23 protein-coding genes are annotated in these 22,305 nt (G+C 68.2%); 16 read left to right on the plus strand and 7 right to left on the minus strand.

Features of this window, described 5'->3' with window-relative positions; translation table 11 throughout:
- Positions 1-8 precede the first annotated feature (8 nt).
- From ASC98_RS20545 to ASC98_RS30695, 4 genes are all read left to right on the plus strand, one after another.
- On the plus strand, positions 9-4,073 hold the full coding sequence (locus ASC98_RS20545) for an RHS repeat-associated core domain-containing protein (protein WP_056810502.1): 4,065 nt from the start codon (positions 9-11) through the stop codon (positions 4,071-4,073).
- Positions 4,074-4,077: 4 nt separating this feature from the next.
- Positions 4,078-4,563, plus strand: coding sequence for a hypothetical protein (locus tag ASC98_RS30685; protein WP_157598290.1), 486 nt, complete (start codon positions 4,078-4,080; stop codon positions 4,561-4,563).
- Between the two features lie 169 nt (positions 4,564-4,732).
- Complete coding sequence (locus ASC98_RS30690; RefSeq protein WP_157598289.1) at positions 4,733-5,035, plus strand: hypothetical protein; 303 nt, start codon at positions 4,733-4,735, stop codon at positions 5,033-5,035.
- 123 nt (positions 5,036-5,158) lie between these two features.
- Positions 5,159-5,515, plus strand: coding sequence for a hypothetical protein (locus ASC98_RS30695; protein WP_157598288.1), 357 nt, complete (start codon positions 5,159-5,161; stop codon positions 5,513-5,515).
- On the opposite strand, the gene ASC98_RS30700 is transcribed toward ASC98_RS30695, so the two are convergent.
- Complete coding sequence (locus ASC98_RS30700; protein ID WP_157598287.1) at positions 5,494-5,637, minus strand: hypothetical protein; 144 nt, start codon at positions 5,635-5,637, stop codon at positions 5,494-5,496. The genes ASC98_RS30695 and ASC98_RS30700 overlap by 22 nt on opposite strands.
- A gap of 508 nt (positions 5,638-6,145) precedes the next feature.
- Between ASC98_RS30700 and ASC98_RS20550 the strand changes: the two genes are divergently transcribed.
- Genes ASC98_RS20550 through ASC98_RS20600 form a run of 11 tightly spaced genes read left to right on the plus strand, consistent with a single transcriptional unit; the run spans position 6,146 to position 15,452 of the window.
- A complete protein-coding gene (locus tag ASC98_RS20550; RefSeq protein ID WP_056810505.1) occupies positions 6,146-6,694 on the plus strand; it encodes a hypothetical protein in 549 nt (182 codons plus the stop codon).
- Complete coding sequence (locus ASC98_RS31355; RefSeq protein WP_056810508.1) at positions 6,694-7,251, plus strand: hypothetical protein; 558 nt, start codon at positions 6,694-6,696, stop codon at positions 7,249-7,251. Before ASC98_RS20550 ends, ASC98_RS31355 begins: the two co-directional genes overlap by 1 nt.
- 23 nt (positions 7,252-7,274) lie before the next feature.
- A complete protein-coding gene (locus ASC98_RS20560) occupies positions 7,275-9,584 on the plus strand; it encodes a cohesin domain-containing protein (RefSeq protein WP_157598286.1) in 2,310 nt (769 codons plus the stop codon).
- On the plus strand, positions 9,581-10,054 hold the full coding sequence (locus tag ASC98_RS20565; RefSeq protein ID WP_056810514.1) for a type II secretion system protein: 474 nt from the start codon (positions 9,581-9,583) through the stop codon (positions 10,052-10,054). Before ASC98_RS20560 ends, ASC98_RS20565 begins: the two co-directional genes overlap by 4 nt.
- Positions 10,054-10,452, plus strand: a complete 399-nt coding sequence (locus ASC98_RS20570) for a type II secretion system protein (RefSeq protein ID WP_200953115.1) — start codon at positions 10,054-10,056, stop codon at positions 10,450-10,452. Before ASC98_RS20565 ends, ASC98_RS20570 begins: the two co-directional genes overlap by 1 nt.
- Complete coding sequence (locus ASC98_RS20575) at positions 10,439-10,930, plus strand: type II secretion system protein (protein ID WP_157598285.1); 492 nt, start codon at positions 10,439-10,441, stop codon at positions 10,928-10,930. The genes ASC98_RS20570 and ASC98_RS20575 overlap by 14 nt, the downstream gene beginning before the upstream one ends.
- Complete coding sequence (gene gspG / locus ASC98_RS20580) at positions 10,927-11,376, plus strand: type II secretion system major pseudopilin GspG (RefSeq protein WP_056810523.1); 450 nt, start codon at positions 10,927-10,929, stop codon at positions 11,374-11,376. The genes ASC98_RS20575 and gspG overlap by 4 nt, the downstream gene beginning before the upstream one ends.
- 26 nt (positions 11,377-11,402) lie before the next feature.
- Entirely contained in the window at positions 11,403-12,605 is a 1,203-nt protein-coding gene (locus ASC98_RS20585) for a type II secretion system F family protein (RefSeq protein ID WP_056810526.1), read from the plus strand.
- Positions 12,606-12,608: 3 nt separating this feature from the next.
- A complete protein-coding gene (locus ASC98_RS20590; protein WP_056810528.1) occupies positions 12,609-14,219 on the plus strand; it encodes a GspE/PulE family protein in 1,611 nt (536 codons plus the stop codon).
- Positions 14,200-14,901: a hypothetical protein gene (locus ASC98_RS20595; protein WP_056810531.1), complete on the plus strand. Its 702-nt coding sequence runs from the start codon at positions 14,200-14,202 to the stop codon at positions 14,899-14,901. The genes ASC98_RS20590 and ASC98_RS20595 overlap by 20 nt, the downstream gene beginning before the upstream one ends.
- A complete protein-coding gene (locus tag ASC98_RS20600) occupies positions 14,898-15,452 on the plus strand; it encodes a hypothetical protein (protein WP_056810534.1) in 555 nt (184 codons plus the stop codon). The genes ASC98_RS20595 and ASC98_RS20600 overlap by 4 nt, the downstream gene beginning before the upstream one ends.
- A 72-nt stretch (positions 15,453-15,524) precedes the next feature.
- Here the strand turns inward: ASC98_RS20600 and ASC98_RS30710 are convergent, their stop codons facing one another.
- The 6 genes from ASC98_RS30710 to ASC98_RS20625 form a co-directional block, all read right to left on the minus strand.
- A complete protein-coding gene (locus tag ASC98_RS30710; protein ID WP_157598284.1) occupies positions 15,525-15,869 on the minus strand; it encodes a hypothetical protein in 345 nt (114 codons plus the stop codon).
- Between the two features lie 15 nt (positions 15,870-15,884).
- Positions 15,885-16,199: a hypothetical protein gene (locus tag ASC98_RS20605; RefSeq protein ID WP_056810538.1), complete on the minus strand. Its 315-nt coding sequence runs from the start codon at positions 16,197-16,199 to the stop codon at positions 15,885-15,887.
- Positions 16,200-16,257: 58 nt separating this feature from the next.
- Positions 16,258-18,378, minus strand: coding sequence for a TonB-dependent receptor (locus tag ASC98_RS20610; RefSeq protein ID WP_056810541.1), 2,121 nt, complete (start codon positions 18,376-18,378; stop codon positions 16,258-16,260).
- A gap of 41 nt (positions 18,379-18,419) precedes the next feature.
- Complete coding sequence (locus ASC98_RS20615; protein ID WP_056810545.1) at positions 18,420-19,586, minus strand: serine/threonine-protein kinase; 1,167 nt, start codon at positions 19,584-19,586, stop codon at positions 18,420-18,422.
- A 3-nt stretch (positions 19,587-19,589) separates the two neighbouring features.
- On the minus strand, positions 19,590-20,513 hold the full coding sequence (locus ASC98_RS20620) for a PEGA domain-containing protein (protein ID WP_056810548.1): 924 nt from the start codon (positions 20,511-20,513) through the stop codon (positions 19,590-19,592).
- Positions 20,514-20,706: 193 nt separating this feature from the next.
- Entirely contained in the window at positions 20,707-21,441 is a 735-nt protein-coding gene (locus tag ASC98_RS20625; RefSeq protein WP_056810568.1) for a 5'-methylthioadenosine/adenosylhomocysteine nucleosidase, read from the minus strand.
- 114 nt (positions 21,442-21,555) lie between these two features.
- On the opposite strand from ASC98_RS20625, the gene ASC98_RS20630 reads away from it, so the two are divergent.
- Positions 21,556-22,299 carry a hypothetical protein gene (locus ASC98_RS20630; protein WP_157598283.1) on the plus strand — a complete coding sequence of 248 codons (744 nt, stop codon included), beginning with the start codon at positions 21,556-21,558 and terminating at the stop codon, positions 22,297-22,299.
- Positions 22,300-22,305: the final 6 nt, after the last annotated feature.

Here is a 22,305-nt window from a genome sequence, read left to right on the forward strand (position 1 = left end):
GCCACGCCATGTCTGATCTCCACACGACCCTTCCCCGCCTGCTGGGCACCCTGGCCGCGCTGGCGCTGGTTGGCGCGAATGCGCTGGCCCAGACCCTTCCGGCGCCCACCTTCACCGAGACGCGCTCGAGCAAGTTCGACTACGACAACGAGACCGGGCTGCTGATCGAAGAGCAGGTCGAGGCGTTGGACCCGGCCAACACGGCCCACCCGGGCGATCCCGCGTTGTGCGTCAAGACCCGCTATGCGCTGGATTCGTACGGCAACCGGAAGCAGACGACGACTTCGAACTGCACCAGTTCGCCGCCACCGGGCGCCGCGTTTGCTGACCGCACCGCGAATGCGTCGTACAGCAATGCGGCGCAGCCACTCGGCACGCTCGACGGCAGCTACGCTACCAGCGCCTGGAATGCGCTGAACCACACCGAAGCCAGGTTCGTGGATCCGCGGTTCGGACAGGTGACGTCAATGACCGGCCCGAACGGGCTGACGACGACCTGGGAGTTCGACGCGCTCGGCCGCAAGGTGAAGGAGACGCGGGCGGACGGCAGCTTCAGCCGGATGTGGTACTGCTACGTCCAGTTCGTGGTGGACAGGACGAGCAACACGCCAGGATGCCCGGGGACGAGCGACTCGATGCCGAACCTGCCGGCGACCGACCCGAAGCCGCTGCTCGCACTGAGCTTCGTGCACACCCAGTCGTACGGTGCGAACGGTGCCGTGAGCGGCCCGTGGACCCGCGCCTACCAAGACATGCGCGGGCGCACGATGCGCAGCGTGACGCAAGCGTTCGACGGCGACAGCAGCACCGCGGGCAAGCTGATCGTCGCCGACATGTTCTACAACCAGAACGGCGCAGCCGTGCTGACGACGCAGCCGTACTTCCTGGACACGCTGAGTTCGGGGATCAACGGCAGCGCGCACGGTTTCACATACACGCAGTTCGACGTGATCGGTCGGCCGGTGGCGGTGTACACGGCCGATACCGGCGAAGGCAGCGAGTTGATCTCCGACGGACCCCTGGTGACCGAGTTGACGGCCTATGGCCATGCACCGGGCGCGATGCGGTTCGCGGTGGTGCGCTATGCCTACGAAGGCGCGAAGACGACAGTGACGCGGCGCAACCGAGGCGGCGGGCAACAGGTCGACATCCAATGGCGCGATCCGCAAGGCCACGTGGTGCTGGCCGAAGATGCGCAGCACGCGCAAACCGCCTTCCTCTACGACGCGCAAGGCAGCTTGGTGACCACGGTAGATCCGCTGGGCAACCGCGTGGAAGTTCGCTACGACGGGCGTGGCCGCAAGACGGCGATGCTCGACCCGAACAAGGGCTACTGGACCTACGGCTACAACGCGCTGGGCGAACTGACGTCGCAGCAGAGCCCGAACCAGCGCACAGCGGGCACGAGCAGCACGCTGGCCTATGACGTGCTGGGACGCCTGGTCGAGAAGGTGACGCCGGAGTTCAAGACCAGCTATCTCTTCGACACGGCCACTGGTGCTGCGAATGGTGCGGCGTGCCTGTCCGGCGTTGGAGGCGCGAACGCCACCAAGGGCAAGCTGTGCGGCAGCAGCACGACGCACGGCGTGGTGCGCTCCACGGTGTACGACCGCTACCTGCGGCCGGTCAGCGAGACCACGGCGATCAGCCCGGACCCGCGCTACGTGCAAAAGAGCTTCACGCGGAGCCTGGAGTACGACGCGAACTTCGGCCGGCTCGTGAAGCAGACCTGGCCGACCGGCGTCAGCGTTCAGTACGCCTACACGGCGCTCGGCGCGATGCAGACGGTGCACAACGGCAGCGGCTACGCCTACTGGACGGCGCAGAGGGTGAACGCGTGGGGCAAAGTGGAAGACGCGCTGCTGGGCCATGGCGTGAGCAGCCACACGCGCTTCGATCCGGTGAGCGGACGGGTCACCGATGCAGCCGCGGGGACGGGCACCGACATCACCAACGCGGCGGCGATGAACGTGTTCAAGCACCGGTATGTGTGGGATGCGCTGGGCAACCTGAGCACGCGCACCGATGTGAACGGCGCGGGGAGTGGTGATGCGAGCGAGGTGTTCGTCTATGACGAGCTGAACCGCCTGACGCAATACCAGACGACGAATCCGGGAGGCCAGACGCAGAACGTGACGCTGGCCTACAACGCGATCGGCAACATCTTGTCGAAGAGCGATGTCGGCTCGTACGTGTATCCGCCCAGCGGCCAGCCACTGCCGCATGCGGTGAGCGCGATCCGCGCACGCGCCGGCGGACCGGCCTACAACGCCGACTACGACTACGACGCGCAAGGCAACGTGAAGCGGGCCTTCGGCGACGCGCGCTATCGCACCATTCGCTACAACAGCTTCAACCTGCCGCAGGGCGACGGCTACACGCCCGGCATCGTCGGCGTCAGCAACAGTGGCGTCGCGCCCAGTTATGACTGGGTGTATGGCGAAGCCGAACAACGCCTGATCGAGCTGCGCAGGACGAGCCGCGGAACGCGCACCACGTGGAGCCTGCATCCCGATGGCGCGAACGGCCTGAGCTACGAGCAGGAGATCGACGAGAGCGGGGTGGCGACGAACCGGCACTACATCAGTGCGGGCAATGCGACGGTGCTGTTGACGACGACGGCTGCCGCGCCGACGACGGTGAGCAAACTGGAGTACTGGCACAAGGACCACCTGGGCTCAACGGTGGCGCTGACGGTGGCCGGTGGTGGCGACTGGCGCAGCCTTGTGAAGACGATTCGCTACGCGTACGACCCGTGGGGCAAGCGCCGCTATTCGAGCGGAGCAACGGACCCGGCGAACGCGCTGGTCGGCGACTATCACGACGGCGCGCCGGATGCGGCCAACGGTACGGACCGCGGATTCACCGGGCACGAGCACCTGGACGACCTCGGTGTGATCCACATGAATGCGCGGCTGTACGACCCGATGATCGGGCGCTTCATGCAGGCCGACCCGGTGGTGGGGGATCCGTTCGATATCCAGACCTACAACGCCTACAGCTACGTCTACAACCGGCCGCTGAACACGGTGGATGCGGATGGGAAGTGCCCGGTCTGTGCGGCGTTCATCGTGGGTGCGCTGATTGCTCGGGCCACCGGGATGATCGATCAGCAGCAGATGCGGATGGTGATCAGCATTGCGGTGGCGGCGTGGATCGGGCCGATGGGGCCGCAAATGGGATGGCTTGGAGCGGGGCACGCAGCGGCGACGGGGTTTGTGTCGGGGGCCATTGCCTCCGGAGATGTGAAGGGTGGCGTGCAGGGGGCGTTTTCCGGGGCTGTGTTCTTCGGAATAGGCCAAGCGGCTACGAGTTTGGCCGGCTCCGAAAACATGATGAACAACAGCGGAGCGTGGAGCGCGGGAGGCCTGGGGCGAGCGGCGTTGCATGCGGCTGGTGGATGTGTGACCTCCGTTGCTGGCGGTGGAAAATGCGGAGTCGGGGCCGCAACCGCTGGTTTGGGTAAGGTTATTGACTCCAACTTGACACCGCTTTCTGATGACGTTTTGGGCGCCATGCGGGCCGCGATTGTTGGGGGGACACTTTCGGTTATCGGCGGTGGAAAGTTCGCGAGTGGAGCTCAAACGGGGGCATTTCAATACCTGTTTAATGCGGCAATCACACGAAAAGCTCTGGCAGAGTTGTATGATCTTCGTAAGAGTGATTTCTCAAATGAACTCAAAGGGCATCATCGATTTTCGGAAAATATTGCTGCGGACTATCAAGGGGTGATGAGTAGTGAGGCTTTGAATGCGGCTAGTATCGATCGCATCGGGCAAGGGTACGTCTCAAGAGGAATTGCAGGTGATCCGCACGGGGGTTATCCTACAGCGGCCCGCCAAGCCGATGCTGCGCTGCGAACAGAATTGGATAAATTCATCGTCAATAATCATATTGATGCCAATAATCCCATGACTCAAAAGCAGTATTTTGAATTTATGAATCAGGCTGGGCGGGTTGCTGTGATCCAGAACTTCTGGAAAAGTATTACTGATTTTGTGGATCTGGCGACAAGCCGGGGAATTCGCCCGAAATTCCGTGGTCTGCCGAGTCCCAGAGGGATTACTGAGTAAAATCATGAGAAACGATGTCCGAATAGAGATATTGGAGAATAATCTCGTTGGGAGGCATGCAGAATCAGTTGCGATCCTCCAGAGTCATATTGCTACTGGAGACTTGGTCGCGACGGTGATGCTTGCTCGAATGGGTGAGGCTGCCGGATTGTCGCAAGATGCTGTAGATGAAATGATTGCTCATGTGGAGTCAGTCATGGATCCCCGGGATCCGGCAGTCCATTTAGAATTGAGTAAGGCTTACGATCAAAGATTGGGGAATTTGCCTTACGAAGAAAAAGCATTGAGAAGCTTTTCTCATCTGGTCTCTGCTGCTGAACTGGGTGGGGGGGCGACCTGTTCTTTGGCTGTAGCACGGATATATCTAACGGGCGCGATTGGTGTTGTCGCGGATGAATCACAGGCCCTTCGCTGGTATCGGCGTGCTGTAGATGAAGGAAGCGAAGAGGCATTGCAGGAGTTGCGTGCCGTTAGAAACGGTTCTGCATAGTGGTTTGCGATTATTTTGAAATGAACTCTGCAGAGGGTGCCCATAACCTTGAACAATTTGTCGATGGCTAATTATTTGGTTGCTTTGATATTAAGATGCGCCGACCCGATCATCCAGTCGAGTAACCTCTTTCCGCGGGACTGAGTCAGAATTTCGGCTCACTAGAGAAATGTTCTTCGTCAAGCTCCTGTCAATAGTGTTGTTTCTTGCGGGGTGTGCAAGCTTCGCTGGCGTTCTTTTTTTCAACTCGCGCCTTCTTGATGCACAGCAAGTCGCCAAAATGGACATCTGGCAACGTCTGCGTATCGCTGGAATCGGCCCTTTGTCGATTTTTCATGAAGCGCGCTGGCCTGATGAAACCTGCAGGTACTACGTTAGAAGGATTCGCCGATTCTCTCTGGTGGCGGCTCTGTCATTTTCATCGGCGGCACTTCTTGTCTGGGTGTACTCACTGTTCGGTGTGATTCGATGAGTGTTCGCGATATTTAGACAAGTATTTAGTCGCAAAGCTTTCTGAGGCATATCGGTGATAGCGATGGCATCCACAGTCCAGACCTTAACAGGCGCCACTTTGAAAGCCTCACAAGGAGAAGCATTGAACAAGGCATGGATAGTGGGATTGGTCGCGGCAATCGGCTGCGCCTCAGTGAACGCAGCAACCGAATGCAAGGAGACCATCACCCAGGTCTTCAATCATGCAAACGGCGACGTCTACTTCTCCACCGACAAGACCTGCAAGGCCGGGTGGTGCCAATTGAACGGCAATGCGGAGTTCGTGAAGCGCGGCTACGCGATGCTGCTTGCCGCGCAGCTGGCAGGCAAGCAGGTGGCGTTCTGGTGGCGCAGCTGGCGAGTTGCACGCAGAATGCGACCTACGCCAGCCCGGAATACATGTGGACGAGCCCGTGAGGCCAGTCCAGGCCGCCAGCCTCATCCCACCGGATCGTACTGATCCACCTTGCAATGCCCGCTCGGTCCGATGCCCTTCGCGTAGACGGTCACGGTCTTCTTGCCCAGCGCGAACATCATCATCGCTGTTGCCATCACTGCCTTGTTCGCGGTCTTGACCAGCATCCAGACGAAGGGCGCGCCATTGCGGTTGGTGGGGGGCCGGTGTCGAGCCTGATCAAGTAGCCGAGCGGGGTGCTAGTGGTGTCGGTGATGGTTCCGATCACGTACGTTGCCTGGACCTCGGCTTGCGCGCCGATGGAGCCAACGCTGCACCGGCGACCTGGAGTGCCCTTGCGGAATATCTTCAGACGGGCGCGTGGCATGTCTGCTTTCGAAGAGAACGCGGGATGTTGCCGCCAGGCGGCCTCATCGACAGGGAATTTCTCCGAATTTATGCGCGACACTCCTTCCTCGCCGGGCGTCATCCGGTTCTGCGCACCAGCCCACGGCTCCACAAGACCTCGCGGTGCGCTTCACGGGAGGACCCCATGCAGCTGACCCACTTCATCGTCATCGACCCACTGCCGCGCCGCATCATTGCGCTGGTTGACCGGTCGCTGTCCCACTGTCCCGGGCGTGTGTTTGATACGCGATGATGTCGTCCCTCAGGAATCGATCGTGGAATTGGGCGTTGTCCCGGCAGTGGCATCAGGCCCGGCTTCCGTGGCTGGCCTGGGCGCTGAGCGTCCTCGCGGGGCTCGCGGCGGTGGCCACGGCCGGCGCCTGGGTTTACCTCCAGCAGCGTCAACTGGTCGATGCCCGTCGTGAGCTGGTCGCACTCCAGGCCCGCCCCGCACCGCCCGCACCCAGCGCCCCCGCCGAGCCCGAAGCCGATTTCGCCCGCCGCCTGCCGCAGGAGACCAACACCGCCACCTGGGTCAACGACCTGCAACGCGCTGCCGCACAGTTGGGCGTCACCGTCGTCAGCGTCACCGATGCACCGCGCGCCGCCACCCCCACGCTGCTCGGCCGCCACGACCTGCAGCTCACGCTGCGCGGCGCCTACCCGCAGATCAAGCTGGTGCTGAAAGAGCTGCTCGACCGCCACGCCGGCAGCACCGTCAACCGCCTCAACCTGCGCACGATGACCAACCCCGGCGATGTCGAGGCCTCGGTCTCTGTCACCCGCTGGAGCCGGCCGTTGCCGACCCCGACCCCCGCCTCGGGAGCCACCCGCTGATGGCCCTCGGACGCGGTCTTTCGTGGGCGCTCGGCAGCACGCTGGTGCTGACCGCGCTGTCGCTGTGGAGCTCGAAAGAGGCGCCGGTGCTGGTCGCTGCCGTGCGCGACGACGCCGCGTTGCCACCTGGATCCGCCGTTCCTGCGGCGACAGACCGCGCTCCGTGGACCGGCGCCGCCGACGCCACCGCCCCGCTGCCCCCGCAATGGCCCGCGCAAGCGCTCGAGCCCGCCAAGCGCGACATCTTCCAGCCCGTGCTCCCCCCTGCGCCGCCCCCGCCGCCCGTGGCCAAGGCCCCACCGCCGGCACCGCCCCCGCCGCCTCCGCCACCGATGGCCCCGCCAATGAACTACCGCTTCTACGGCCAGATGGTCACGCCGGAAGGCGGCCACATCGTCTTCCTCGTGAAGGGCAACGCCGCCCCGATCGAGGTGACCGCGCAGCAGATGCTGGACGACGGCTACGTCGTCGAGTCCATCACCGACGAAGCGGTGAACCTGATCTACCCGTCCCTCGGGCAGCGTGCCGTCGTCGGCATCTCGCCACCGCCGCCATGAACGCCAGCCGCTCCCTCAGTCCGATGACACGTCCCGCTTGCTTCTCCCTGTCGCGCAGCCTCGTGCTGGCCGCGGCCGCCGTGCTGGCGCTCGCGGGCTGCGCCGAACAGCGCTATCGCGACCAGGCCCAGCAGCAATTGCGCGCCGGCAACTACGAGCAGGCGCTGAGCCAGTTCGAAGCCGGCCTGAAGGAATACCCCGGCAGCACCACGCTGCGCAGCGGCCAGGTTCAGGCGCGCACCGAAGCGCTGGCCCGGTTGATCGCCGAATCGGCCGCCGCGCGCGCCTCCGGCCGCTACGCCGACGCCGAGCGCCTGCTGCGCCGCGCCAAGGGCCTGGAACCCACCAGCAGCCGCATCGACGACCTGCTGGCCGACATCGCCACCGAGCAGCGCCAGCGCGCCGCCCTGGTGGAAGCCGAGCGCCTGCATGCCGACCAGCAGACCGCCGCCGCGCTGAAGATCGTCGAGCAGGCGCTGAAGGACAACCCCCGCAACCCCGACCTGCTGGCCTTCCAGCGCCGTGTCGAGGTCGGCGTGCGCCAGGCCCAGCTGCTGGCCTCGCAGAAGGGCCTGGCCGAGAACCGGCCGATCTCGCTCGACTTCCGCGACGCCGGGCTGCGCACCGTGCTCGACGTGGTGTCGCGCAACAGCGGCATCAACTTCATCCTCGACAAGGACGTGCGGCCCGACAGCCGCGTCACCGTGCTGCTGCGCTCGGCCCGCGTCGAAGACGCGATCGACCTGATCGTCAGCACCAACCAGCTGGCCAAGAAGGTGATCGACAGCCAGACGCTGCTGATCTACCCGAACACGCCCGAGAAGCAGCGCGAGCACCAGGAGCAGGTCGTCAAGGTGTTCTACCTCGCGAGCGGCGAAGCCAAGGGCGCGGCCGCCTTCCTGCGCTCGATGCTGCGCATCCGCGACCCCTATGTCGACGAACGCACCAACATGCTGGCGCTGCGCGACTCGGCCGAGAACATCCAGCTCGCCGAACGGCTGATGGCGCTGTACGACACGCACGAGCCCGAGGTCATGATGGACGTCGAGGTGATCGAGATCCGCACCACCCGCCTGACCGAGCTCGGCATCAAGTTCCCCGACACCTTCGCGCTGACGCCGCTGCCGCCGGCGGGCGCCGACGGCCTGACGCTCGGCAACATCCGCAACCTCACGCGCGACAACATCGGCCTGACCGTCGGCGGGCTGCTGGTGAACCTGCGGCGCGAGGTGGGCGACTTCAACACGCTGGCCAACCCGCGCATCCGGGCCCGCAACAAGGAGAAGGCGAAGATCCTGATCGGCGACAAGCTGCCGGTGATCACGGTGACCACCGGCACCGGCAACTTCATCTCCGACAGCGTCAACTACATCGAGGTCGGCCTGAAGCTGGAGGTCGAGCCCACGATCTACGCCGACGACGATGTCGCGATCCGCATCGCGCTCGAGGTCAGCTCGCTGGCCGGCCAGGTCAAGACCAACTCCGGCACGCTGGCCTACCAGATCGGCACCCGCAATGCGTCGACGCTGCTGCGGCTGCGCGACGGCGAAACGCAGATCCTGGCCGGGCTGATCAGCAGCGAAGACCGCTCCAACGCGAGCCGCGTGCCGGGGCTGGGTGACCTGCCGGTGCTGGGCCGCGTGTTCTCCAGCCAGCTCGACGATTCGTCGCGCACCGAGCTGGTGTTGGCGATCACGCCGCACGTCGTGCGCAACCTGCGCCGGCCCGATGCGAACGAGACCGAGATGTGGGTCGGCACCGAGGCCTCGCCACGCCTGCGCGCGGCGGGCGGGCGCCTGAGCGCGGCACCGGTGGCCGCCGGAGCGGCCAGTGCGCCGGCGGCAGGCCGCGCCGCGTTGCCGGCCGTGCCCGGCGGCGCCGCCGATGCGCAGCGCCCCGCCGCGGCGCCGGCAGCCGCCGCCACGTCGGCGCTGAGCTGGAGCGCGCCGCGCGAGGTCAAGGTCGGGGACACCTTCGTCGCCACGTTGAACCTGAACACGCCGGTGCCGTTGCGCGGCATGCCGGTGCAGGTCTCGTTCAGCAAGGACACGCTGTCGCTGGTCGACGTCGATGAAGGCGAGCTGTTCCGCCAGGGCGGCGCCACCACCAGCTTCAGCCGCAGCGCCGATGCCGAGCAAGGGCGTTTCAATGCCGGCGCGATCCGCAACCAGGCCACCGGCGCGTCGGGGCAGGGCAGCCTGTTGAGCGTGCGGATGAAGGCCACGGCCGCGGGCACCGCCGAACTGAGCGTCACCGGCGCGCAGCCGCTCGGCATCGATGCGCCGGCGGTGGCGCCCGGCCTGCCGCCACCGCTGCGGGTGATCGTCAAATGAGCTTGCAACGCCGGCGCGGCTACACGCTGATCGAACTGGTGGTGGTGCTCGCCGTGCTGGGCCTGCTGGCCGCGGCGGTGTTTCCGCTCGCCGAGATCACGCTGCAGCGCGAGCGCGAGCGCGAGCTGAAGCAGGCGCTGTGGCAGATCCGCGAGGCGATCGATGCCTACAAGCGCGCCAACGACAAGGGCCAGCTCGCCCACCCGCCGGGCAGCAGCGGCTACCCGCCGAACCTGCAGGTGCTGGCGGCCGGCGACGGCAGTGCGGCCGTGCCGGGGCAGCGGCTGGTGTTTCTGCGCCGCGTGCCGCGCGATCCGTTCGCCAGCCCCGAGCTGCCGGCGGAGCAGACCTGGGGCCTGCGCAGCTTCCAGTCGTCGGCCGAGCAGCCGCGGGCCGGCGACGACGTCTACGACGTGTTCTCGCGCTCGACGCGGGTCGGCCTGAACGGCGTGCCGCTGAAGGATTGGTGATGAACAAGCCACGCGGCTTCACGCTGATCGAGTTGATGGTGGTGATGGCCGCCATCGGGTTGCTGCTGGCGGTGACGGTGCCGCGCTACACCGAGCACGTCGACCGCGCGCGCGAGGTCGTGCTGCGCCAGAACCTCGCAGCCACGCGCGATGCCATCGACAAGTTCTACAGCGACCGCGGCCGCTACCCCGCGGCCTTGCAGGAACTGGTGCAGGCGCGCTACCTGCGCCAGTTGCCGCTGGACCCGGTGACCGATCGCGTCGACACCTGGGTGCTGGTGGCGCCCGACGGGAACGGCGGTACCGGCACCGGCACCAGCGCCGGTGCCAGCGTGTCCGACCTGCACAGCGGTGCCGCCGGTACCTCGCGCGACGGGAGCCCGTATGCGAGCTGGTAACCACACGCGTTGCACCCGCCGGTCGACCGGCGGCTTCACCTACGTGCTGGTGCTGCTGCTGGTGGCGCTGATGGGCCTCGGCCTCGCGGTGGCCGGCCCGCGGTGGTCCGACGCGGCGCAGCGCGACCGCGAAGACGAGCTGCTGCGCATCGGCGGCCTCTACGCCCAGGCCATCACCCGCTACCACGAGGCTTCGCCGGGCTCGCTGAAGCAGTACCCGCCGTCGCTCGACAGCCTGCTGCAGGACACGCGCTACGTGGGCACGCGCCGTCACCTGCGCAAGCTCTACACCGATCCGATGCAGCCGGGCCAGCCGTTCGCGCTGGTGCGCGGTGCCGATGGCGGCATCCGCGGCGTGCACAGCACCAGCGAGGCGCAAACGCTGCGCGTCAGCCTGCCCCCGATGGACGGCGTGGCCGAGATGCCCCCCGCCTCAAAATACAGCCAATGGATCTTTCTCGCGAAGCCGCAGCCATGACATCACTTGCCTTCTTTCGCCCGCGCCGTCGCCGGTCGGCCCCGTCGAGTGGCTTCACGTTGCTGGAACTGCTGGTGGTAATCCTGATCATCGGGCTGTTGACAGGCATCGTCGGCCCGCGCTTCCTCGGCCAGATCGGCCGCTCGGAGGTGACCGCGGCCAAGGCACAGATGGACGCCTTCGACAAGGCGCTGCAGGCCTACCGCATCGACACCGGCCGCTACCCGAGCACCTCGCAAGGCCTGCAGGCGCTGCTGACGGCGCCGTCGGACGAGCCGCGCTGGCACGGCCCCTACCTGCGTGACCAGTTGCCGCTGGACCCGTGGGGCATGCCTTACCAGTACCGCTCGCCGGCCACCGCGCCAGGCAAGGATTTCGACCTGCTGAGCCTCGGCAAGGACCGCGCGCCCGGCGGCACCGGCGACGACGCCGACCTGCAGCGCTGACATCGGCTGCGGCGCTGGCAATTCCCGTGCATTACAAGGTCCGCTACTACGATCCGAGCCAGGCCGCCGTGCTGGAGCGGACGGCGCACGCCGATTCGCTGCAGGCCTTGCAGGCCGGGATCGCGCAGGAGGGCCTGGTCTTCGTCGGCGCCGACCTGCAGGCCGAGGCGCGCCAGCGCGCGCCGGCCTTGTCCTTCGGCGCCCATGCCTTCAACGTGCCGTGGTGGTGCCGCGAGTTGCGCACGCTGCTGCAGGCCGGCATGACGGTGGTCGAGGCGCTCGAGACGCTGCAGGCACAGTCGTCGCAGGGCGCGCGCGGCGACATCCAGTCGCGCCTGCTGCAGTCGCTGCGCGAAGGCCGGCCGCTGTCGAAGGCGATGCAGGAAGCGCAGGCTTTCCCGGCGGTGCTGGTGGCCAGCGTGAAGGCGAGCGAGCGCACCAGCACGCTGGCGACCGCGCTCAGCGATTTCCTGGCGCATGACGAGATGATGGCCGCGCTGCGCAAGCAGGTGGTGAGCGCTGCGATCTACCCGGCGGTGGTCGTCACGCTGGGCCTGTTGATCACGCTGTTCCTGCTGCTGTTCGTGATCCCGCGCTTCTCGGGCATGTACGTCGATTTCCACGGCACGCTCAGCGGGCCGACGCGGGTGCTGCTGGTGTTCAGCCACCTGGTGGCAGCGCACACGGCGGCGGTGATGACCGGCCTGGCGGTGCTGGTTGCGGCCGGTGTCGCGTGGGTGCGCTCGGGCGCCGCCGCGCGCAGCGTGGCTGCACTCGCGGGGGCCATCGGCCCGCTGCAGCGGCAGTGGGACCATTTCCGCCTCGCCAAGCTCTACCAGTCGCTTGCGCTGATGTTCCGTGGCGGCTACACGCTCGACGAGGCGATGGGCATCTGCGAGACGCTCGGGCTCGGCCCGCGCATGACCGACGCGATCGCGCAGGCCCGCGTCGACCTGGCGCGCGGCAAGCGGGTGTCGGCCACGCTGTCGCAGGCCGGGCTGACCGACACCGTGGCCGAGCGCCTGCTGGCCGTCGGCGAGCGCACCGGCAGCTTCGACGTGGTGCTGCAGACGATCTCGCAGCGCCATGCTGCGGCCTTCACCACCTTCGTCGAGCGGGCGACGCGGCTGGTCGAGCCGATCCTGCTGCTGCTGGTCGCGCTGCTGGTCGGCGGCATCGTCGTGATGATGTACATGCCGATCTTCGACATCGCCAATGGAGTGCGTTGAGTCATGAGCGAACCCTTGTCCGCCACCATCGCCGCGGCGCGCCGGCAGCACAAGGCCGGCGCCGGCAGCGTGCTCGACGTGCTGCTGCGGGCCGCGCCGGCCGGCGACCTCGGCCGCCGGCTGCGCGAGGAAGCCGGCGTCGAGGTCGTCGCGCGGGCCGATCAGGCGACGGCCGACTGGTCGGTGCTGCCGATGGACATGGCCACGCAGGCCCGCTGCGTGGTGGTGGGTGCGTCGGTCGACGGTGCCGTGCAGCGCTGGCTGGCGATGGAAGATCCGTGGGACGACGCCAAGCTGCGCCGCATCTGCATCCGCATTGGCGAGCCGCTGCAGCCGGCCGCTGCCAGCGGCGAGGCGATCCGGTCGTGGCTGGGCGAGTCGCAGGGACAGTCGCAAGGGCAGGGTGCCGCACGCGATGAAGCGGCCAAGCCGACCGCCGTCGCCGATGGCCCCATCGTCGGCTTCGTCGACGGCGCGATCCGGGCCGGCTTCCAGGTCGGCGCGAGCGACATCCACTTCGAGTGCGACCGCTCCGGCGTCACGGTGAAGCACCGGCTCGACGGCGTGATGGTGCGCTTCGCCCGGCTCGACGGCGCGGTGCAGGCCGAAGAAGTCATCTCGCGCATCAAGGTACTGGCCCAGCTCGACATCACCGAGCGCCGGCTGCCGCAGGACGGCCGTTTCCGCATCGACATCCAGGGCGGGCGCGTCGACCTGCGCGTCTCCATCATGCCGAGCGTGTTCGGCGAGGACGCGGTGCTGCGGCTGCTCGACAAGGCGCAGCTGCGGTCCACCGATGCGTCGGTGACGCTGGACCTGCTCGGCTTCGACGAGGCCGGCGCCGGCGTGATCCGCGAGCTGTCGATGGCGCCCAGCGGGATGATGCTGGTCACCGGCCCGACCGGCAGCGGCAAGACGACCACCGTCTATGCCGCGCTGTCGGAGATCAACACCGGCCAGGAGAAGATCATCACGATCGAGGACCCGGTCGAGTACGAGCTGGCCGGCGTGCTGCAGATCCCGGTGAACGAGCGCAAGGGGCTGACCTTCGCGAAGGGGCTGCGCTCGATCCTGCGGCACGACCCGGACCGCATCCTTGTCGGCGAGATCCGCGATGCCGAAACGGCCGAGATCGCAGTGCAGTCGGCGCTGACCGGCCATTCGGTCTTCACGACGGTGCATGCGAACAGCCTGACCGACATCATCGGCCGCTTCCGCCACTTCGGGCTCGACATGTTTGGCTTCATGTCGTCGCTGAACGGCGTCGTGGTGCAGCGGCTGATGCGCAAGCTGTGCCCGGACTGCGCGGCGTCGCGCCCGGCCACCGAGCGCGAGGCGCGCTGGCTCGGTGTGCCCCCCGATACCGAGGTGCCGGCAGCGGTGGGCTGCGCCGCGTGCCATGGTTCCGGCTACCGCGGGCGCTTCGTGATCTCGGAGGTGCACGTGATCGACGACACCTTCCGCGACCACGTCACCGAGGGCTCGCCGCTGTCGGTGCTGAAGGGCCATGCCTATGCGGGCGGCACGCTGACGCTGGACCAGCAATCGGTGCGGCGCGTGAAGCGCCGCGAAACCACGATCGAGGAGGTGCGGCGTGTCGTCGGTGCGATCTGAAGGCGCGCAGGCCTACCTGGGTCGGCGGTGCGTGGCGTGGCGGTCCGGGGACCAGCCGTGGCAATGGCAGCAGGTCGACGGGATCGACGCCGGCGTGGCGGCTGTCGCCGCGGCGCTGACGGCCGATCCCGCGGTTTGCAAGCCGGCGGTGGCGCTGTGGCTGGCCGGCAGCCTGGCGAGGCCCTTCATCGTTCCGCCGGCACCCGGACTGCGCCGCTGGACCGAGGCCCGGCGCCTGGCCGAGGCGCTGGCGCCCGACGAGACCGGCCTGGCCGGACCGTGCGAGGTGTGGCTGGATGCCGCGCCGCCAGGTCACGCGGTGCTGGGCGTCGCGGTCGAGACCGCGACGCGCGACGCCATCGAGCGCGTGCTGGCGGCGCACGGTGTGCGGTCGACCGCGATGCGGCCCTGGTGGACGACGGCGATCGCGCGCGCGCTGGACGGACAGGCGGCGGTGTCGCGCATCGTCGTTGCGGAACCGGAGAGCCTGGTGGTGCTGGCCGGCCGCAACGCGGTGTTCAGCGCCGCGGCCACCTGCGCGCCGCTGCCGTCGCCGGAGCGTGCGGCGGCCTGGTTGCAGCGCACGGTGCTGAGCCTGGGCATCGCCGACGGCGAGGGCGTGCGGGTGGGTTTGTCGTCGGGTTCAGGATTGACGGATGCAGTGATGGAGCCGTGGGCATGAAGCGGATCGAGGTCGACTTCGTTCGGCGCCAACCGCCAGGACCGGCGTGGTGGGGGCTGGCGGTGCTGTTGCTCGTCGCTGCGTTCGCGCTGGTGGCCTGGGGCTGGGTGCTGAGGGCGGATGCAGCCGACCTGCGCTCGCAGATCCGGCAGTCGGACGAGCGCGCGAATGCACTCGCGCTGCAGGCGTCGCGGCGCAGCGAGGCGCCTGTGCAACCACCGCCTGCGTATGCCGCCGATGCGAACGCGGCGCTGCGGCTGCAGCGCATGCCCCTCGACGCGGCGCTGGCCTCGCTCGAAGCGGTCGGCACGGTCGGGGTGCTGCCGGTGTCGGTGGACGTCAACGCCGCCGATGCGATGGTGCGCGTGCAGGTCGAGTTCTCGACCTACGAGGCGCTGCTGAAGTACCTGGAGGACCTCAATGCGGGCGAGCCGAGCGAACGATGGAGCCTTGCGACAGCGCAAGGGACCGGGCTGGGCGCCACGGGACGGCCGACGGCGCTGATCGTGTCGCGGTGGCGTGGTGGGCAAGCTGTGCCGTATTCACGTTGAACCCTGATCGCGAGCCCGCCGGTGTCTGCATGGGGTGGCACGGCGACCGGCAAGGTGACGCAGGTGATCGGGTCACTCGATCGGGTCGTACTGGTTGACTTCGCAATAACCGCTGCCGCCAGTGCCTGACGTGTAGACCGTTGCGCCCTTCTTGCCCAGAGCGAACATCATCAGCGTCGTCGCGACCATGGTCTTGTGCTCTGCCCTGATCAGCATCCAGCCGCCAGGCGCGCCAGTGCAATTGGTCGGTTGTCCTGCATCCACCATGATGAGCAGGCCCGCGGGGGTGCTTGTCAGGTTGGTGACAGATCCCGTGACGTAACCCTCGGCAGCGTGCGCACCAATCGTCGAAGTTGCCAGTACCAGCGACAGGATGGCTTTCAGACGCGGCGATGAACGGGTGATTGGCTTCAACATGTGGTGGCCCATTGGTTACCAGTTGCCGAGATAAGCGACCGGGCCTTGCTGTGCGGGGTTTTCGACACCGATGTAGAGCGGCTGCCCGGCCGTGATCTTCGTGAGCAACGTAGCCCACTGAACTTTGCCCGCTGGTGTTGTCGTGTCGATCGAGTAGTTGTAGCAGCACGGCAGGAAACTGCCATTGAACTGATTGAGGTTGCGCAGGAAGACGGTGCCGCCTTGCATCTGCCAGGTGAGCTTCGATGCGTCGGGCAGGTAGGCGAATTCGACGGCGCTGGCGTGGGCAGAGGCCAGCGACAGCAGGGCGGCAGCAAGGATCTTCATCATGGGCGGGCGGAGCATGTGGCGCGGCGGGAAGTGCCGCCGCAATTCTCAGCGATGTCGCTCAGAACTGGTAGCGGCCCGAGACGCCACCCACCCAATTCCGCCCCGGCGCCGGCTCGAAGTACCGCGCATTGCCTTCGTTGACGATCACCGAGCCCGCATAGCGCCGGTCGAACAGGTTGTCGCCGCGCACGAAGGTGTCGAGCCGCCAGGCGCAGCTCACCAGCACATGCCCGACGCTCGCGCCCACCACGGCCTGCCCGCCGGCGGCATCCGAGTTCAGGTCGTTGACGAACACCTTGCCGAGCGCGCGCAGGTCGACCGACGCGCGCCAGCCTTGCGGGGGCGCCCACGCCAGGCTCGCCTGCAGGCTGCGGCTCGCGATGCCCGGCATGCGCTGGCCCGACGTGATCTGCACGTTCGGCGCCGCGCACGGCGTCGTGGTGCAGGTCATGAACGCATCGCGGTAGCGCGCATCGAGCCAGGTCGCCGCGGCCTGCGCCTTCCACGGTTCGGGCAAGGCCGCCGTCCAGCCCAGCTCCAGACCGTTGCGCCGCGTGCTGCCGGCGTTCTGGAAGGTCGAACGCCCACCGGTGTTGGTCAGCGTGACGATCTCGTCGGAGGTGCGGGTCTGGAACACCGCGGCGTTCAACTCGCCGAGACCGTCGAGCCGCGCCTTCGCACCCAGCTCCAGGCTGCGGCTGGTGGCCGGCTGCAGCGTGAAGTTCAACCCGGTCGCGCCGTTCGGACGGTAGCCCAGCTCGTTCAGCGTCGGCGTCTCGAAGCCCTTGCCGAGCGTCGCGTACAGGTGCAGCGACGGGCTCGCCGCCCACAGCACGCCGAGCACCGGCAGCGTCGCGCGGTAGTCGGCGCGGCCGCTGTCGTCCGGGTTCGCGCCGGCGATGTAGTTGTCGTGCGATTCGAAGCGTACCCGGCTGTGCCGCACCCCGGCGTTCAGTGTCCAGTCGACGGCGGGCTGCCACGAGGCCTGCACATAGGGATCGAGGTTGCTCGCGAAGTTGGTCTCGTCGCGCCGCAAGCTGCCGCGTTCGCCGCGCTGCGGCGTGGCCGGGGCGCCGGTGAAGTTGAGGTACCCCTGCCGCAGCTCGCGCAGCCGGTCCCAGGCCAGGCCGCCGATCAGCGTCAGCGGCTGGTCTGCCAGGCGGGTCTTCGTGGTCCAGCGCCAGTCGGTGCCGCTGTAGTCGCGCCGCAGGTCGATCACGCCGCCGGGGTGCAGCGCGTTGGCCTGCGTCGCCACCGGGATCGACTGGAACTGCTCGGTGCGGCGATGCCCGCCGTACACCATCACGCGCAGCGCGTTGGCGCCCGACAGGCGATGGTCCAACACGATGCCGGCCTGCGTCTGCGACACCGTCTTGCGCGTGTCGAAGTCGGTTGCGACCGCGTCGACGCTGCGCGGGTTCGCATCGAACGCGGCGCGCGTCAGCCCGAGCGAGTCTTGCGCGAACGGCAGCGCGACGCTGTTCAGCACGACGCTCCAGCGCGTGCCCTCGTCCGCCCGCCACACCAGCTTCGCATTGCCGATGTCGCGCCGCGCGGCGCTGTGCTCGCGGTAGCCGTCCGTCTCGAAGTGGCTCGCGCTCAGCAGGTAGCTGAGCCGGCCTTCAGAACCCGACAGCTTGCTGCTGCTGCGCAGCGCGCCGTCGCTGCCGCCGGCCATGCCGAAGCTGAGCGTCGGCCGGCCTTCGCCCTCTTCGGTGAAGACCTGCAGCACGCCGCCCGACGAATTGCCGTACAGCGCCGAGAACGGCCCGCGCAGCACCTCGATGCGCTCGACCGAGTTGAGGTCGGCGTTGCTGATCTGGCCTTGCCCGTCGGGCAGCGTCGCCGGGATGCCGTCGACGTACAGCCGCACGCCGCGGATCCCGAAGGTCGACCGGGCGCCGAAGCCGCGCACCGAGATCTGCACGTCCTGCGCGTAGTTCTGCCGGTCGCGCGCCTGCAGGCCGGGGATGCCGGCGAGGCCATCGGAGAGGTTGACCTGCAGCCGGCCGTCGCGCAGCCGCTCGCCGTCGACCACGTCGATCGAGGCCGGGATGTCGAAGCGCGGCGTCTCGGTGCGGGTGGCCGTCACGGTGACGGTGGGCAGCACCTGCTGTGCGAGCGCCGGGGCGGCCGCCGCGGCCAGCATCAGCACAGGGAAAGGGAGTCGACGAGTCATGCGCGCAGGGTTGGCAATCGGTGTGCCGACACTGCGGCGAGTCAGCCGAACACGATGGCCAGGCTGGTGAACAGCGCCGCCGCCAGCGTTGCCGCCAGCAGCCACGGCCCCCTGCGCCAGCGCTTGCGCGGCGGCGGCGGTGGCGCCAACTGGTCGTCGCCCATCAGCTGTCGCAGCGCCGCGCTCGAATCGAAGTGCCGCGACACCGACAGCAGCGCCATGTCGGGTGCGAACGACGCGCGGGTCATCGACTGCGTTGTCGCGAAGCTCTGCGCGAGCGGCGTGAACGAGGTCATCGACACGCCCGCGCTCATCGGCGCCTCGGCATCCGCCTCGTCGTCCGCCGCGCCGGACAGCCCGCTGCGCGCGGTCAGCAGGTCGGCGGCCAGCGCCTCGGCGGTCTGGTAGCGGTCGGCCGGCTGCTTGGCCAGCGTCTTCGCGACGATCAGGTCGAGCACCACCGGCACGTCCGGGTTCAGCCGGCTCGGGATCGCCGGCTCGGCGTGGCCGATCGCATACATCAGCTGGTTCACGTCCGCGCCGTTGAACGGCGTCGTGCCGGTCAGCATCTCGTGCAGCACGACGCCAAGCGAGAAGATGTCGGCCCGGTGGTCGATCTCGTTGCCGGCGATCTGCTCCGGCGACATGTACTTCGGCGAGCCGAGGATGGTGCCGGTCTGCGTGATCACGTCCGACGTCGGGATGCGCGCGATGCCGAAATCCATCAGCTTCGCGTGCCGCCCGTGCACCAGCATGATGTTGGCCGGCTTGATGTCGCGGTGGACCACGCCCTTCGCATGCGCGACGCCGGCGCCCAGCGCCACCTGGCGCACGATGTCGACCGCCATCGCGAGCGACACCCGGCTGCTGGCGAGCCGGTCGCGCAGCTCGACGCCTTCGAGCAGCTCCATCGCCAGGTAGGCCCAGTCGCCGTCGCGGCCGACGTCGTACACCGTCACCAGGTTCGGGTGGTTCAGGCCGCCGGCGGCACGGGCTTCCTGCTGGAAGCGCACCGCATGCTCGGCCGCGGCGTCCTCGCCCATGTACAGCGTCTTCAACGCGACCGGGCGTCCCAGCTGCTCATCGTGGGCGCGGTACACCACGCCCATCGCGCCGCGGCCGAGTTCCGACTGGATCCGGTAGCGGCCCAGCTGCGTCGGGATGCGCGGGTCGACGTGGGTGTGGATGATGGTGTCCGGAGAATTCATGGCTCAATTCCCGAGCCGGCGGCGCAGGTCCTGCCAGAACCCCGACTTGCCCTGCTTGCCGGGCTTGGCCGGTTTTGCGGCTGCGACGAAGCGGTGCTGGATCGTGATGCGTTCGCCCGGCGCGACCTGAACCTCGGTACTGTACGGCGGGAAGCCGACCGCGGTCAGCTCCAGCGTGTGCGGGCCGCTCGCGAGCTCGATCTGCGCGAGCGGCGGCGTGCGGCCCTTGTGCTCGCCGTCGACCGACACCTCGGCCGGCGGCTTCACGTCGAACACGATCGTCGCGCCCTGGGTGGCTTCGCGCCATTCGTCCAGCCCGTAACGCACCGCGATGCCCCCGCCGATCAGCAGCGCGCTGCCGATGATGCCGCCCAGCAGCAGCCGGCGCTGGTACTGCAGGCTCGCCTGCGGGTTGATCGCGAACAGCTCGTGCGTGCGCACCTGGTCGTCGATCGAGGTGCCGGCCAGCTCGAGCCGGCGCGCGGCGCCCGGCGAGTTGACGTCGAGCGCATCGCGGAAGCTGCGGGTGGCCAGCATGCGGCCGGGCTTCGCGAAGGTGGCGATGGCCGCCGCGGTGCTCAGCCCGTCGCCCATCAGCGCCGGCCCGCCTTGCGCATCGGACACCAGCTTGACGGCGCCGTGGTTCAGCCCGACCACGCAGCGCCGGCTGCGGCTCTTGCGCGCGAGGCGCTGCGCGACGTCGAAGGCCACCAGCGGATCGGCGGTGATCACGATCGCGATGCCGTCGCGGGCATCGAGCACGATGCGCTCGCTGGCCGGAACCGCGTCCAGCGCCGCCGCGGCCCGCGCTTCCAGCCGGGCCTTCAGCGTCGCCTGCTCGGCCACCGGCGCGCTGCCGAACTCCCGGATGCGGGCGAACACGACGCTCGCAGGCTTCGCGGTCGGGACTCGGTTTTCTTCAGGCATCGGGGGCGCAGGCGTTCGGAAGGGCGGGCGGGTCGGAAACGCGTGGAACACGCGATTGGAAACGCATTTGAGCCTACCACCGCCCACCTGCCGGTGGCGGGATGCAACCGGTTGTGCCATACGTCACGCCGATGGCCGCGATGGCTCCAGGGCTCGACGAGCACGCGCCTTTCCACGGCACACCAACGGGTGTTCAGGTCGCCGTGAAGGCCGACAGGATGGCCACCGTGCAGCGGCTCGCGACATCGGCGATGAAGCGTTCGAAGTCGACGTGCGCGCTGTCGTCTGCGCGGTCGGAGATGCTGCGCAGCACCGCGAACGGCACGCCGAAGTCGTGGCAGACCTGGGCCACCGCGGCGCCTTCCATCTCGACCGCGAGCGCGGCAGGAAAAGCGTGCTGAAGGGCCGCGGCTTCCGGTGCGCTGGCGACGAAGCGATCGCCGCTGAGGATCAACCCGCGACGCACCCGAGGCTCGGCGATGCCGAAATCCGCCAGGTGCTCCAGGTGCAGGCCGGCCAGCGCCGATGCGGCGGCCACCTGCAGCGCGGCCGACAACCCTGCATCGACCGGGAACTGCGACAGCCCGTACAGCGGCACCTCGTAGCGCGGAAACAGCGGCGACGCATCCATGTCGTGCTGCAGCAGCGTGTCGGCCACCACGATGTCGCCGACGCGCGCCGGACCGAGGCCGCCGGCCACGCCGGTGAACAGCACGCGCTCGACGCCGAACTCGGCGAGCAGCAGCGTCACCGTCGTGGCGGCTGCCACCTTGCCGATGCGCGACAGCACGAGCACGGCGTCGTGCGCGCCGAGCCGGCCGGTCCAGAACTCGCGCCCGGCACGCTGCACGCAGCGTGCACCGGACAAGCCCTGCTGCAAGCCGTGCAGCTCCTGCGCCATGGCGCTGACGATCGCGATGCGTGACATCTTCACATGATGCCTGCGGAGGCCCCCGGTACCCGATGCGCCTGACATGGCGTAACCTCCGTCGCCATTGCGCTCACTGGGAAGAGCAGTCGAATCACTCATGAGGCACATGCATTGACGTTTTCATCTTTCATCCGCGGTCGGGTGCCGTGGCTGCTGAGCGCCACCCTTGGGGGGTCGGCAGCGGCGCTGGCGCAATCACCGGCCTGCGACCAGTTCAAGGACACGGTCGCCACCCGCATCCCGGCCGAGGCGCTCGGCACGCTCGTCATCGCGGCGGCCTCGACGCCGGTGCCACCGGGCGCCAAGGTGGTCGGCACCTGCGATGGCGGTGCGTTCAAGATCCTGCATTACCGGCGCGGGCTGACGCCGCAGGCGGCGAATGCGGACAACGCGGCGAGTGCGCCGAGCGCCTCGAGCTCGGCGAGCGCGGCCAGTGCCGTCGCAGCGGCCCCGCGGGTGGCGGCGCGTGCGTCCGCGCCGGTCGCGGCGGCATCCCGGCCCGAGCCGGCGAAACCGGTGGTCGCGAAGCTGTCGGACCCGGTGAAGCCGGTGGTGGTGCCGAAGCCGCCGGAAGCAGCGGCCAGCCCGGTGGCGATGGCGCCCGCGGTGGTGGTGCCCGCGCTACCCGACACGCGCGACACGCGCGACACGCGCGACGAGCCGCTGATGCGCGACCCGCCTCCGCCGCCGCCCGACGGCCCGGGCTGGGTCGCCACGGCGACCGACGCGCTGGTCGCGCACTGGCCCTGGACCCTGGGCGCCGTCCTGCTGGTGCTGGGTGCCTGGGGCTGGTCCTGGTTCTCGCACCGCCAGAGCTACGACGCGGCGGGGTTGCCGCGCGGGCCGAAGCTCTGACCGGGG

Origin of the sequence: Rhizobacter sp. Root1238, from assembly GCF_001425825.1 — a bacterium.
Taxonomy (GTDB): Bacteria; Pseudomonadota; Gammaproteobacteria; order Burkholderiales; family Burkholderiaceae_C; genus Rhizobacter.